14 protein-coding genes are annotated in these 13,488 nt (G+C 68.9%); 11 read left to right on the top strand and 3 right to left on the bottom strand.

Features of this window, described 5'->3' with window-relative positions; all coding sequences use genetic code 11:
• The 3 genes from ACWELQ_RS19255 to ACWELQ_RS19245 all read left to right on the top strand — a co-directional run.
• A partial coding sequence (locus ACWELQ_RS19255) for a phytanoyl-CoA dioxygenase family protein (protein WP_452398411.1) occupies positions 1 to 488 on the top strand: 488 nt, incomplete at its 5' end.
• A gap of 170 nt (positions 489 to 658) precedes the next feature.
• Positions 659 to 1,732, top strand: a complete 1,074-nt coding sequence (locus ACWELQ_RS19250; protein ID WP_452398410.1) for a calcium:proton antiporter — start codon at positions 659 to 661, stop codon at positions 1,730 to 1,732.
• Between the two features lie 90 nt (positions 1,733 to 1,822).
• Entirely contained in the window at positions 1,823 to 3,289 is a 1,467-nt protein-coding gene (locus ACWELQ_RS19245; RefSeq protein ID WP_452398409.1) for an alpha/beta hydrolase, read from the top strand.
• Between the two features lie 10 nt (positions 3,290 to 3,299).
• On the opposite strand, the gene ACWELQ_RS19240 is transcribed toward ACWELQ_RS19245, so the two are convergent.
• On the bottom strand, positions 3,300 to 4,244 hold the full coding sequence (locus tag ACWELQ_RS19240; RefSeq protein ID WP_452398408.1) for an oxygenase MpaB family protein: 945 nt from the start codon (positions 4,242 to 4,244) through the stop codon (positions 3,300 to 3,302).
• A 151-nt stretch (positions 4,245 to 4,395) separates the two neighbouring features.
• Between ACWELQ_RS19240 and ACWELQ_RS19235 the strand changes: the two genes are divergently transcribed.
• A complete protein-coding gene (locus tag ACWELQ_RS19235; RefSeq protein ID WP_452398407.1) occupies positions 4,396 to 5,058 on the top strand; it encodes a TetR/AcrR family transcriptional regulator in 663 nt (220 codons plus the stop codon).
• Here the strand turns inward: ACWELQ_RS19235 and ACWELQ_RS19230 are convergent, their stop codons facing one another.
• Positions 5,059 to 6,252 (bottom strand): PucR family transcriptional regulator, encoded by a 1,194-nt coding sequence (locus tag ACWELQ_RS19230; protein ID WP_452398406.1) that lies wholly within the window; start codon positions 6,250 to 6,252, stop codon positions 5,059 to 5,061.
• A gap of 183 nt (positions 6,253 to 6,435) precedes the next feature.
• On the opposite strand from ACWELQ_RS19230, the gene ACWELQ_RS19225 reads away from it, so the two are divergent.
• The 6 genes from ACWELQ_RS19225 (at position 6,436) to ACWELQ_RS19200 (ending at position 12,187) form a co-directional block, all read left to right on the top strand.
• Positions 6,436 to 6,732, top strand: a complete 297-nt coding sequence (locus tag ACWELQ_RS19225; protein ID WP_452398405.1) for a hypothetical protein — start codon at positions 6,436 to 6,438, stop codon at positions 6,730 to 6,732.
• 121 nt (positions 6,733 to 6,853) lie between these two features.
• Positions 6,854 to 8,227, top strand: a complete 1,374-nt coding sequence (locus ACWELQ_RS19220; RefSeq protein WP_452398404.1) for a cytochrome P450 — start codon at positions 6,854 to 6,856, stop codon at positions 8,225 to 8,227.
• Entirely contained in the window at positions 8,224 to 9,126 is a 903-nt protein-coding gene (locus tag ACWELQ_RS19215; RefSeq protein ID WP_452398403.1) for an alpha/beta fold hydrolase, read from the top strand. Before ACWELQ_RS19220 ends, ACWELQ_RS19215 begins: the two co-directional genes overlap by 4 nt.
• A complete protein-coding gene (locus ACWELQ_RS19210; RefSeq protein WP_452398402.1) occupies positions 9,110 to 9,967 on the top strand; it encodes an SDR family NAD(P)-dependent oxidoreductase in 858 nt (285 codons plus the stop codon). Before ACWELQ_RS19215 ends, ACWELQ_RS19210 begins: the two co-directional genes overlap by 17 nt.
• On the top strand, positions 9,964 to 11,460 hold the full coding sequence (locus ACWELQ_RS19205) for a flavin-containing monooxygenase (RefSeq protein WP_452398401.1): 1,497 nt from the start codon (positions 9,964 to 9,966) through the stop codon (positions 11,458 to 11,460). The genes ACWELQ_RS19210 and ACWELQ_RS19205 overlap by 4 nt, the downstream gene beginning before the upstream one ends.
• A gap of 103 nt (positions 11,461 to 11,563) precedes the next feature.
• Positions 11,564 to 12,187: a TetR/AcrR family transcriptional regulator gene (locus tag ACWELQ_RS19200; RefSeq protein ID WP_452398400.1), complete on the top strand. Its 624-nt coding sequence runs from the start codon at positions 11,564 to 11,566 to the stop codon at positions 12,185 to 12,187.
• Here ACWELQ_RS19200 and ACWELQ_RS19195 read toward each other — a convergent pair.
• Positions 12,184 to 13,233, bottom strand: coding sequence for a sigma-70 family RNA polymerase sigma factor (locus ACWELQ_RS19195; RefSeq protein WP_452398399.1), 1,050 nt, complete (start codon positions 13,231 to 13,233; stop codon positions 12,184 to 12,186). The two genes, ACWELQ_RS19200 and ACWELQ_RS19195, sit on opposite strands and share 4 nt — an antisense overlap.
• 33 nt (positions 13,234 to 13,266) lie before the next feature.
• Here ACWELQ_RS19195 and ACWELQ_RS19190 point away from each other — a divergent pair.
• Positions 13,267 to 13,488, top strand: a 222-nt coding sequence (locus tag ACWELQ_RS19190; protein WP_452398398.1) for a hypothetical protein, incomplete at its 3' end; no start/stop codon positions are given.

Raw genomic sequence — 13,488 nt, 5'->3', positions numbered from 1 at the left:
ACATGCCGGGCTTCACCGGTACCGGCTTCTACTGGCATTCGGATTTCGAGACCTGGCATGCCGAGGACGGCATGCCCGCGCCGCGCGCGGTGAGCCTGTCGATCGCCCTGACCGACAACTTCACCTTCAACGGCAGTCTCATGGTCATGCCGGGCTCGCACCGCACGTTCGTGCCGTGTCAGGGCGAGACGCCGCCGGATCACCATCGGGAGTCCTTGCGCGAGCAGGAGATCGGCGTGCCCTCGCAGCAGGCGATCACCGATCTCGCGGGCAAGCACGGCATCACCCAGTTCACCGGCCCGGCCGGTTCGGCGCTGCTGTTCGATTCGAATCTCATGCACGGTTCGGCGGGCAATATCACCCCGTTCCCGCGCTCGAATCTGTTCCTGGTGTTCAACAGCGTGGACAACACGCTGCGTGACCCCTTCGCCGCGCCGCATCCGCGTCCGGAGTATCTCGCGAGCCGGGACTTCACACCGCTGATGTGAGCGGAGAACGTGTTCGATATGCCAATGTCGTTCCACGTGGTAGCGATCACAGTACCGCCGGAAAAGTCGGTCCGAACGGCTGATGAGGGGTCCGACGAGCAACCACGTGGAACGATAATGGATCACAATGATTCGGTGGCGTTGCACGAATCCTCTATGCTGGTAGGCATATGCAGAGAATTCGCTGGACCGTCGCCGTACCCCTGCTCGCCGTCGTAGTACTCGCCGCCGTCTGGGGGCGGCAGTTGTCACTGCTGGCCGACATCCCGATATTCGCTCTGCTGCTCGCCGCCGTGCTGGCGGCCGTCCATCATGCCGAGGTGGTGGCGCACCGGGTCGGAGAACCGTTCGGCGCGTTGGTATTAGCCGTCGCGGTGACGGTCATCGAAGTGGGATTGATTCTGACGCTGATGATCTCGGCGGGCGACAAGGCCGCGCCGCTGGCTCGCGACACCGTCTTCGCCGCCGTCATGATCACCTGCAACGGCATCTTCGGGCTGGTGCTGCTCGTCGGCGCGCTGCGACGCCGGGTCGCGGTCTTCAACGCCGAGGGCACCGGCGCGGCCCTGGCCACCGTGGCCACCCTGGCCACGCTGAGCCTGGTGCTGCCGACCTTCACGACAAGCCAACCGGGACCGCACTTCTCGCCCGCGCAGCTGGCCTTCGCGGCGGTGGCGTCGCTGGCGCTCTACGGCTGCTTCGTGGCCGTGCAGACGATCCGGCACAAGGAGGATTTCCTCGCCGTCGAACCCGGCGCGGCCGAGTGCGACGACCACGACCGGCCGACCGGGCGGGCCGCCGCGCTCAGCGCGGGCCTGCTGATCGCGGCGCTGGTCGGGGTGGTCGGCCTGGCCAAGGCGATCTCGCCCGCCATCGAATCCGGGGTCGAGGCAGCCGGTTTGCCGCGTTCGGCGGTCGGGGTGGTGATCGCGCTGCTGGTGCTGCTGCCCGAGGCGCTGGCCGCGGTGCGGGCGGCGCGCGGCGGTCGTGTGCAGGTCGGCCTGAATCTCGCCTTGGGCTCCGGCATGGCCAGCATCGGCCTCACCATTCCCGCGATCGCGGTGGCCTCGATCTGGATCGACACCCCGCTGCTGCTCGGCCTGGGCGCGACCGAGATGGTGCTGCTGGCGATCACCGTGGTCGTCGGCCTGCTGACCGTGGTCCCCGGCCGCGCCACCATGTTGCAGGGCACCGTCCATCTCTCGCTGTTGGCCGCGTTCGTCTTCCTGGCGGTAGCGCCGTGACCGCGCACTGCTCGTAGTCCTTTGGGGGGAGCCGGGATCGGCACCGTGGGGTGACGTCCGCCGGGGCTCCGCGTTCCTAGCGTCGGCACCATGAAGCGAAGAGTTCGACTCGGGGTGGCGTTGGGCGTGACGGGGCTGCTGCTGTCCGGCATAACGGCGTGCGGGGGCACGTCGCGTGCGACGCCGATCTGGACGGCCTGCCAGGGCAGTGGGCTGGATCCACGCCAGGAGTGCACGACGGTGTCGGTGCCACTGGACTACGACAAGCCCGACGGTGAGCGGATTTCGCTGGCCGTCTCGCGGATTCGCAGCCCGCACCCGGAGCGCCGACGCGGTGTGCTGGTCCTGGTTCCCGGTGGTCCCGGTAGCGTCGGGCTCGCCCTGCCGTCGACCCGGGGCGCGAAGCTGCCCGAATCCGTCCGCGACGCCTACGACCTGATCGGATTCGATCCACGCGGTCTGGGAGCCAGCACCCAGGCGAATTGCCATCTGGCACCACAGGATCTGGCTGTGGAGCGGCTGCGGTCGTGGCCCGATGCCGACGGCGGCATCGCGGGCAATGTCGAGATCGAACAGCGGGTCGCCGACGCGTGTGTGCGCGATGGTGGCGCGCTGGTGCGATCGATCGGGACACGGACCGAGGCCCGCGACCTCGATCGAATCCGGGAAGCGCTGGGGGAGAGCAAGATATCCGCGTGGGGCGAGTCCTACGGCACGTACGCGCTCGCGGTCTACACCACCCTGTTCGGTGACCGGACCGATCGCGTGCTCTCCGACAGCAACGACGACCCGAATCCCGACCTCGTCGAGCGCGGCTGGCAGGCGAACTACGCCGTCGGCGTGGAGGATCGATTCCCCGATTTCGCCCGCTGGGCCGCCACGGACGGCAACCCCGACCGGGTCGCGGCGACACCCGAGGAGGTCCGCGGCGAATTCCTCACGCTCGCGGCGCGTCTGGATCGTGCCCCGCTGCCGTGGCCCGGTGCCGAGCTGTCGGTGTTGAGCGGCAACGGTTTACGCCAGATCGTGCTCGACGGGCTCTACGACGACCACAACTTCGCGCGGATGGCCCAGGTGATCAACGCGGTCGCCGGTTCGGGGACGCTGCCCGCCGCCCGGCCCGCGCCACCCGAGGACGCCGCCCAGCGCTCGACCGCCGTCCTGATCGCCACCCTGTGCAACGACGTGGCCTGGCCGACCGCCTTCGCGGACTACGCGACCGCCGTGAAAGCGGATCGCGCCCGCTATCCGCTCACCGCCGGTAGGCCGCACGGCTATTCACCGTGCGCGACCTGGCCGTACCCGCCCGCACCGCGCACGGTCGTGACCTCCTCGGGCCCCTCGAACGTGCTGATGGTGCAGAACCTGCGGGATCCGGCCACGCCCTACAGCGGCGCGCTGAACCTGCGGCGCGCCTTCGGTGATCGGGCGCGGATGGTCACCATCGACGCCGGTGGACACGGCGCGTATCCGGCCCCGCTGTCCTGCGCGAACGAGGCCGTCGAGCGATTCCTGCTCGACGGCACTCGCCTGGCCGAGGACCTCATCTGCCGGTGATGAGGCCGAATCAGCCTGCGGCGGACACCCTTCGATGTCCTTGGCTGCCGTACAGCTCGCGCGCGGCGGCCGGGGTCACCGTCTCCGCCAGCTCGGGCGTCTCGAACTTCAGGTGCTGCTCGAGGATCTGCCCGGCCATCGGTGCGACGATCGGGGCGGCCATGATCAGGCCCGCCTTGTTGAACAGCGTGAACAGCCAGACGAGAATGCGACCGACGGGTTTCACCAGCATGTCGACGATGCCGGGCCGGTCGAAGTGGCCGAGCTTGCGCATCCACTTGGGCAGCGTCGCGATGGACGCGAACGACAGCAGCCGCGCGCCCAGCGCGTAGGTCCAGCCCGCGCCCTGCTTGGGCGAGGTGAACAGCATCTGGTGCATGCCCGCCTCGGCGCGCTCCGAGGTGCACAGGCGCGCACGGACATTCGCGTAGTACTCGCGGATGCCCTCGCGGGTGACGGGCACGTCCGCCGGGTCGCAGGTCTGCAATTCGGCCGCGATCCGGCATTCCTGCCAGTAGCGGGCTTCTTCCTCGGGCGTCAGTCCCGGCCCGAACATCTCGTAGGCCTTGAGCACCGACTGCCAGCCCGTGATGTGGATCCACAGCTGGGTTTCCGGGTTGTTGGGGCTGTAGCGCTTACCGCTGATCGGCTCGATGCCGGTGCTCTTGGCGTGCACCGTCATCAGGTGCTCCGACGCCTGGATCGCGGTGCGGGAATCGCCGATCGCCACGATCAGGAAGTAGGCGAAGGTGGCGTCGAGGCGGCTGCGGGCGTCGGAGTAGATCTTGGCGGTGTCCGACACCGAGGCGGTCAGGAAGGGATCGAAGAACTCGAGGGTGACCGCGCGCTGGAAGCCGATCACCGCGGTGGGCGAGGTCCACACCTTCCAGCTCGGCGAATCCGGGCCGAAGAAGCCGTAATCGGTTCGGCGGAGAGTGGTCGGATCGAAGGTCACTGGGGCTCCTCTACGGGTTCGATCCCATTCAATATGACGCAACCGTAGCAATTGCTGGCGGCTAATACAACGGTCGCGTAGCTTTGGTTCGGACGGGCGCGTGACCTCGGCAACCCGGATGACAGAATGGGCCGGTGAAGGTGGAGTGGCAGTGAGCAAACCCGCTGCGACGGCAGCGAGCACCCCCGGCGAGCGCCCGCGTCGCCGCTACGCGCCCCGGCTGCCCCCGGAGGAACGCCGGGCGCAACTACTCGACGCCGCCTTCGCGGTGCTGGAGAAGGCCGAACTGCACGAGCTGAACATGGAGGCCGTCGCCGCCGAGGCCGGGGTCGGCAAGCCGGTGCTCTACACCGTCTTCAAGACCCGCGCCGATCTGGTCGCCGCCCTGCTGGAACGTGAACGCGAACGCGCCCTCGAACAGGTCGCCGACACCCTGCCCACCGATCTGCTCGGCGCGGACCCCGTGGTCGCCGCCTCCGCGACCGTCGAGGCGTTCGTCGATGTGGCACTGAGCAATCCGACCCGCTGGCGACTGCTGCTGGCGGGCCCCGGCAACGCGCCCGACGAATACCGGGAGGCCATCCGCAGCTCGCGCGCGGGCATCTTCGACCAGGCCGAGGCGGTGGTCCGGATGGGCCTGATCGCCGATCCCCGTTGGGCGGGAATCGATTCCGGGCTGCTGACGAACTCCCTGCTGACCATCGCGGAGATGCTCGGCCGCCTCGCGGTCAGCGATCCGGATACCTATCCGCGCGAGCGGATCGAGGGTTTCGTGCAGTTCATCGTCGGCCTGCTGGTCGGTGCGCGCGGGTGATCAGCGGCCGGGCTCGCCGAGGCGGCGGGCCACCCGCGCGCCCATGAGCGTGGAGATCCCGGCCGGGGTCTGCGGGTCGTAGCCGGTGAGTTCGGCGATGCGGGTGAGCCGGTAGGTCACCGTATTGCGATGCACGGAAAGCTCACGGGCGGTGCCGTTCTGGTTGAAGTCCTGCAGGATGAACACCTCCAGGGTCTCCGCCAGCACCGGCTGCGCGTCGAGCGGATCGAGCACCCGGGTCAGGTTGGCGGTCGCGCCCGAGGTGGCGATGGCGTACTCGAAGACCATGTCCTCGCGGCGGCAGACCAGGCCGGGGCGGCGCAGGGCGCGCCCGGTCTCGGCCAGCACCCGTGCCTCGGTGAAGGCTGCCGGTAGTCGATCCCGGGTCGGTGCGGCCGAAACACCCACCCACAGCGCGGATTTCGCGTTGCGCGTGCGGGGTTGGAGGATCTCGGTGAGGCTGTCGATGGCGGCGCTCTCGTCGGCGGCCGAGCGCAAGGGCAGCAGGGTGGTCCACCCGCCGCTGTCGCGGTAGAGGAAGCTGCCCGCGATGCCGCCCAGCCGCCGCCGCAGGTCGGTGAGGATGCCGGGCGCGGCGTCGCCGAGCCGGATCACCGCCACCACGTAGCTGTCGACCAGGGTGACCGCCGCGTCCTCGGCCCATTCGTACGGATCACCGCCGGTGAGCAGCGCTTCGGCGATCGCCCGATGCTGTTCGATGCGGTCGTAGCGGGATTGGCGCACATCGTCGACGCAGGCGTCCGCGATCCGGCTCGTCATCAACGCCACGTACTGGGCCAGCCGGAAGGCGCTGGTCGCCGCGGTGACCGCCGCTTCCGGGACGGGCGTGCCGATCACCTGATTCCACACGAACGTCAGCCCCACCCGGTAGTTGGTGAGCGCCTCGGCCAGCGGCATCCCGTCGCGCACCAGCGAAACCGCCCGCGCCACCAGCGGCTCGGTATCGACCTCGCCCGGTTCGGTTCCCGTACGCAGGAATCGGAAGAACAACTCGATATTGAGCTGGGCGGCGGGCAGGAAGTCCGCGTCCATCATCGAGGCCGGCAACGCGTCATAGGGCGGCGCGCCGACCGCGAAGTTCGCGATCAACGCGACCGCCCGGTCCTGCCAGGCATCGATGAACCGTGCCGCCCGTGGATCGGTCCCCACAGGTTCGAGACCGGTCTCCACCATGAGACCTCCCGTCGCCGCCGTCAGGGAGTGACGATAGCGAAGTCCGGGGCCGGGTTCGTCCGGCGGCAATCAGGGGCTCCAGCGAAATGGACGCGCGACCTTGACGCGATCCATACGGGGACTCGCCGAGACGCGCTCGCCGAAGCGGATCCGACCGGCCCGGATCGGGACTACGATCCCCGCATGACGGTTGGCACCGACCTGCCCAAACCCGAATCCCTCTTCGACCTCGACGTCTGGCTGCACCGCTGGCCGGCCAGTTGCTACGCGACCGAATTGCATTACGGCGTACTGGTTTTCACCGGCTGTGATGGATTCGACGAGCGCGACGCCGAGATCGCCCGACGGACCTATCCGGGGCGGCGCGTTCTCATCGACGACACCGGCAAGCTGCAGGTGCACCCGGCGGGGGAGGGGCCGCCCATCTCGATCTTCGATCCCGCTCATCCCTTCCGTACGGTGCTGCCGCCGATACACTGACGGCAACCTCCGTCGGGGGCGTCACGCCACCTCCCCGCCTGGAAAGTGACCCTTGCCACACTGCGGTACACGCGCGTACCGTCCGAGTGGTACGCAGAGGTACCAGGCTGGGAGATGGCGCATGACCACAGTGACACTGCCCGAAGGACCCACCACGCCGGCCTTCGTCCAGGGCGTTCAGATCCTGGCCGGACGCACCCGCGCGTGGCGGCGACTGCATGAGCGCTACGGCTCGGCGTTCATGGTGAACATGCCGCGCTTCGGACCGACCCTGGTGTTGTCGGACCCGGCCGAGGTGAAGGCGCTGTTCACCACGCACACCGACCTGGTCGACAACATCGACGCCAACCTCGGCCAATTCCTGGGCCCCGGTTCGCTTTTCGCGCTGCGCGGTGAGGAACACCGCAAGGAGCGAAAACTCCTCACCCCGCCCTTCCACGGGCGGCGGCTGGCGGTCTACGAATCGCTCATCGAGGAGGAGGCCGTCCGGGAGCTGGCGAGCTGGCCCTCGGGGCGCGAGTTCGCGACCATGGACTCGATGATGCGGATCACCCTGAACGTGATCCTGCGCGCGGTCTTCGGGGCCGAGGGGGCGGAATTCGACCAATTGCGCACGCTGCTGCCGAAACTGGTGCTGGTCGGGTCCGCGCTGGCGGCGCTTCCGGTGCCGCGCAAGCTGTTCGGCCGCTTCGGGCCGTGGGCGCGCTTCGCCGCGCATCGCGCCGAATACGACCGGATCGTGCGACGGCTGATCGAGCGCGCCGCCGCGGATCCGAATCTCGGCGAACGCGACGATGTCCTGGCCATGCTGTTGCAGGCCCGCTACGACGACGGCTCGGCCATGACGCACGGCGAGATCGCCGACGAACTGCTCACCCTGCTCACCGCCGGGCACGAGACCACCGCCACCTCGCTTGCCTGGACCGTGGAACGGCTGCGACGGCATCCGAACATCCTCGAGCGGCTGGTCGCCGAGGCCGACGCGGGCGGTTCCGCACTGCGGGAAGCGGTGCTGCTCGAAACCCAGCGGGTGCGCCCGGTCATCGACGCCACCGCGCGCAAGGTGCGGGCGGAGTCGCTGCAGCTGGGCCGCTGGACGCTGCCGCGCGGGCAGGGCGTGATGGTCAGCATCCGGTTGATGCACGACAATCCCGAATTGTTCCCCAACCCACGGGATTTCGATCCGGACCGGTTCCTCGGGGTGCGGCCCGGCACGTTCAGCTGGATTCCGTTCGGCGGCGGTGCGCGCCGGTGCATCGGCGCGGCGTTCGCGACCATGGAGATGAATGTGGTCTTGCGCGTGCTGCTGCGAGATTTCACCCTGGAGACGACCGACGATCCGGACGAGCGCGCCCACTTCCGCGGTGTCGCACTGGTTCCCGCCAAGAAGGGCCGGGCCGTCGTGTACCGGCGGCCGCCGCGACCCGCGACGGCCGCGACCACGGAGGCGGCGGGCGACAACGACGGCGCGCGGGGCGAGCAGGTGACCGCATGAGCGAGCAGGTGGCCGAGGTCGGTCGCGGTATCGAGCTGACCTATGAGCGCTCCGGCAGCGGAGTCCCGCTGTTGTTGATCGCTGGACTCGGGCAGCAGAAGCACGAATGGCACGACGGTCTGGTGGCCTTGCTGGCCGAGCGCGGTTACGACGTGGTGCGCTTCGACAATCGCGATGTCGGCCGCTCCACGCACGCGCGCTTCCGGCCGCCGGGGCCGGTGGACATGCTCCGCAGGCGCTGGGACCCACAGCAATACGATCTCGGCGACATGGGCCTGGACACGCTCGGACTGCTCGACGCACTCGGCTGGGACACCGCGCACCTGGTCGGCATGTCGATGGGCGGCATGATCGCGCAGACCGTCGCGGCCCGGTATCCGTCGCGCGTCTCCTCGCTGACGTCGATCTTCTCCACCACGGGTGCGGCTCGCGTGGGTCGGCCCGCGCTCTCGACCTGGGCGCGCATGTTCGGCAAGCCCGCGAGCACCCGCGACGAGCACACCGACGCCGCGGTCAAGATGTACCGGCACATCGGCTCGGCCGGATATCCGTTCGACGAGAACAGGGTTCGCGCGACCGCCGGGACCACCTGGGATCGCGATCCGCGCCCGGCGGCCGGTGTCGGCAGGCAGCTGGCCGGAATCATGAAGTCGGGGGACCGCACGGCGGAGGTGCGCACCATCACCGCGCCCACCCTGGTGCTGCACGGCGACCGCGACCGCATGGTGAATCCGACCGGCGGGGAGGTCACCGCGGCGGCCGTGCCCGGCGCGCGCCGCCACACCCTGCCCGGCATGGGTCACGATCTGCCGGAGGCGCTCTGGCCCACCCTCGCCGACCTCATCGACACCCACATCCGCACCGTCGAATCCAGGAGTTCCGATGCCCCGAACCTCTAGGCCCTTGTCCGGCCGTCCGGTCATGATCACCGGTGCGGCGTCGGGAATCGGGCGGGGCCTGGCCGAATTGCTTTCCCGCCGTGGATCGCCCGTCGCCCTCGCCGATATCGACGCCGACGGGCTGAAGCAGACAGCCGCCTCCCTGCACGGCCCGGTGCTGACCCGGGTGCTGGATGTCAGCGACGCCGCCGAACAGCTGGCCTTCGCCGACGAGGTGCGCGAATGGCTGCCCGCTCCGCTGGCCGCGGTGTTCAACAATGCCGGTGTGGCGGTGTCGTCCTCGGTGCTCGACGCGGTGCCGCAGGACGACGAATGGTTGCGGCGCATCAACTTCGACGGCGTGGTGAACGGGACGCGGGCGTTCCTGCCGATCCTGGTCGCGCAGGGCAGCGGCGCGATCGTGAACACCTCCAGCGTGTACGGACTGGCGGGGATGCCGTACCAGAGTGCCTACTGTGCCGCGAAATTCGCGGTGCGCGGCTTCACCGACGCACTGCGGCAGGAACTTCGGGGCACCGGAGTCTCCGCGGTGACCGTGCACCCGGGCGGCATCAAGACCAATATCGCCCGCAACGGGCGGGTGCGCAAGGATCCCGAGGGCCGGGGCCGCACCCACGAGCAGATGGCCGACGAATTCGAAGCCATCGCCATGACCTCGCCGGAGAAGGCGGCCGAAATCATCTGCCGCGGAGTCGAGAACGGCAAGGCGCGGATTCTGGTCGGGCCGGACGCCTACCTGTTCGACATTCTGACGCGGGTCAGCCCGACCCACTATTTCGACATAGTGTCGGTCGTGATGGGCGCGGCACGCGGCCGGGCCGTGAAGGGAGCGCGGCGATGACCGACCACGTGAACGTGCTGATCGTCGGGGCCGGACTCTCGGGAATCGGTGCGGCATACCATCTCCAGGACGCGTTCCCCAACCGCAGCTACGCCATCCTCGAGGCGCGCGAGGCGATGGGCGGCACCTGGGATCTGTTCCGGTATCCCGGGGTGCGGTCGGACTCCGATATGCACACCCTCGGTTACCGGTTCCGGCCGTGGGTCGCGGCCGAGGCCATCGCCGACGGGCCCGCCATTCTCGACTACATCCGCGATACCGCCGCCGAGGCGGGCATCGATCGTCGAATCCGCTACGGGCACAAGGTGATCGGGGCCTCCTGGTCGTCGGAGGACGCGCGCTGGACAGTGGGTTACACCCACGACGGCGCGACCTCGACGATCACCTGCGATTTCCTCTACCTGTGCGGCGGGTATTACCGCTACGACGAGGGCTACACACCGGAGTTCGCCGGAATCGAGGACTTCGCCGGGCAGCTCGTGCACCCGCAGCACTGGCCCGCCGAACTCGACTACGCCGGAAAGCGTGTCGTGGTGATCGGCAGCGGCGCGACCGCGGTCACCCTGGTCCCGGCCATGGCCGACACCGCCGCGCAGGTGACCATGCTGCAACGCTCGCCCACCTACATCCTGTCGGTGCCGACCGTCGACGGCATCGCCACCAAGCTGCGCGAGAAGCTCGGCAACCGCCGCGCCTACACCGTCACCCGGTGGAAGAACGTGCTCGTCAGCACGCTCATCTATCAGCTCAGTCAGCGGCGGCCGCGGATGATGCGGAAGTTCTTCCGCAATCTGGCGATCAAGCAGCTGCCCGAGGGCTACGACGTCGACACGCATTTCAAACCGACCTACAACCCGTGGGATCAGCGGCTGTGCCTGGTGCCGGACGGGGACCTGTTCCGGGCCATCAGCGCGGGCAAGGCGGCGGTGGTGACCGATCGCATCGAGCGGTTCACCGCCGACGGGATCCGGCTGGAGTCGGGTGCGGAACTGCCCGCCGACATCGTGGTGACCGCGACCGGGCTGGATCTGCTGGCGCTGGGCGGGGTCGCGCTCACCGTCGACGGCCGGGAGGTCGCGCCGCCGGACACCATGGCCTACAAGGGCATGATGCTGTCGGGCGTCCCCAATCTCGCCTTCACCATCGGCTACACCAACGCCTCCTGGACGCTCAAGGCCGACCTGGTCGCCGAGTTCGTGTGCCGGTTGTTGCGGCACATGGACTCTCGCGGCTACGACCTGGCCACACCGTGGCCGGACCCGAGCATCACCGGCGGGCCGCTGCTGGACTTCCAGGCGGGCTATGTGCTGCGCGCCATGGATCGCTTCCCCAAGGCCGGATCGCGGGCCCCGTGGCGGCTCGGCATGAACTACGCGCAGGACGTGATCACCTTGCGGCACGGGCGAATCGAGGACGGCACCATCCGCTTCGGCCGCCGCGGCGCGCACACCGCGCCCGCGCCGACCGCCGACCCCGAACAAGCCACCGCCTGACCGGGCACCCGCCGAGCCGCGGCGAGTCCTACCCGACACGCCGCGGCGCGTCCGGAGACCCGCCGCGGCTTTCCAGAAGATCCGAGAAACTACGCTGATGCTCGTGACCCGTGCCGAACCCACCGCCAGGGCCGACGCCGAATCCGCCGCCGACTCGGGATTCCAGCGGCGACTGCTCGACGCCATGGCCGTCGCGGTCCGTGAGCGCGGATACAAGGACACCACCGTCGCCGATGTGGTGCGGCTGGCCCGCACCTCGCGGCGCACCTTCTACGAGCACTTCGCCGACAAGCAGGACTGTTTCGTGGCGCTGCTGACCGAGCGCAACAACGACACCATCCAGCAGATCTACGCCGCCGTCGACGTCACCGCGCCCTGGGATGTCCAGGTGCATCAGGCGATCGAGTCGTGGATCGGGGCCTCACGCGAGGACACCTCCATCACGCTGGCCTGGATCCGCGACACCCCGGCGCTGGGGGAGCGGGCCCGGCAGCTGCATCGCGACGCCGCCGAGGCGTTCATCGCCCTGATCCAGAACCTCACGGCCACACCGGAATTCCAGTCCGCGGGCCTGCATCCCCCGAACCGCCAGATGGCGACCATCCTCTACGGCGGCTTCCGCGAACTCATCGCCTCCACCGTGGAGGACGGACGCGACATCACCGAAATCATCGGCGTGGCAGTCGAAACCGCCCTGGCACTGGTCGGCCCCCGCTACCGCGCCTAGGGCCGTTCGGGCGGCAATGTCGCCGGAAGACCGAACGTTTCGAACACCGTGCTCTGGAGGAACACGAATATCCGCGCGATGCCGCCGGGTGCGGGCGTGAGCACGTGGAACGCGTGCGCATGGTACGAACCGTCGTCCTGACGCATGTACAACGCCGCGGCGGGTTGGCCGTTGGCGACGGCGCCGATCACCCGGAACAGACCGGGGCCCGCTTGGAACGGCGGTGTGAAGAAGGCGACCACGACGGCCCGGCCGGAGAACCAGGCCGCCACCGGCGGCATCTCCAGGGACGCGTCGGCCAGCAATATTCGCTGTAACCGCGGAATGTCGGAGGTCGCGAAGGCGGCCATGTATTCCTCGAGCGCGTGCTGCTGATCGGGTTCGAGGGTGTCGCTGACGGTGTGCTCGGAAGGCGCGGCTGCGGCCAGCTTGTCCCTGGCGCGTTGCAGCAGACCATTGGCCGCCGCGAGGCTGATGTCGAGCAGCCCCGCGACCTCGGACGCTCGAAACGCCAGCACGTCGCGCAGCAGAAGCACCGCGCGCTGCCGGGGCGGCAGATGCTGAAGCGCTGCCACGAACGCCAGCCGTATGCTCTGCCACTGCGCGACGGTGTCCGCGGGATCCGAGGATTCCGATGCCGGGCCGAGAGCGGTCGGAATCGGTTCCAGCCACGCGATATCCTGCCGTTCACGCATCTGGTCGCCGGTGGGATCCTGCACCGGATTGCCCAAACCCGATGGCAGCCAACGCCGATGGCCCTTCTCCAGCTCCCGCAACGCGGCATTGGTGGCGATCCGGTAGAGCCAATGCCGAAGCTGGGACCGGCCCTCGAAGTCATCGAACGAGCGCCATGCCCGCAGATACGTCTCCTGCACGGCGTCTTCCGCGTCCTGCACCGAGCCGAGCATGCGATAGCAATGCACCAGCAGCTCCCGGCGGTACGGCGCGAACCGGAGTGCGAACTCCTCGCCGTCGATCGGCATGACCACGCTCTTCTCTGCCCAGCGGTGAGTTTTCGGGATCGCTCGGATCACTACATCGAACACCCTATCGAGGGTGTCAACGAATGGGAGAAGACAATGCGTAAGGTCATCGCGGCTTTCAAGATCTCGGCCGATGGGAAGTACGGGGGTCCGGACGGATACGCCGACTGGGTGGTCAGCTGGCCGGAGGACTTCGGTCCGTGGCTGACCACGCAGGTCGACGCGTGTGTGCTCGGCGCGGAGTTCTATCCGCTGTACGAGCAGTACTGGTCGCGAGTCGAGGCCGCGCCCAACGAGATTCACCCGTTCAGCGGGCGG

The sequence above is a fragment of the Nocardia sp. NPDC004722 genome (genome assembly GCF_053601505.1).
This window is presented reverse-complemented; position numbering and strand designations above follow the sequence as displayed.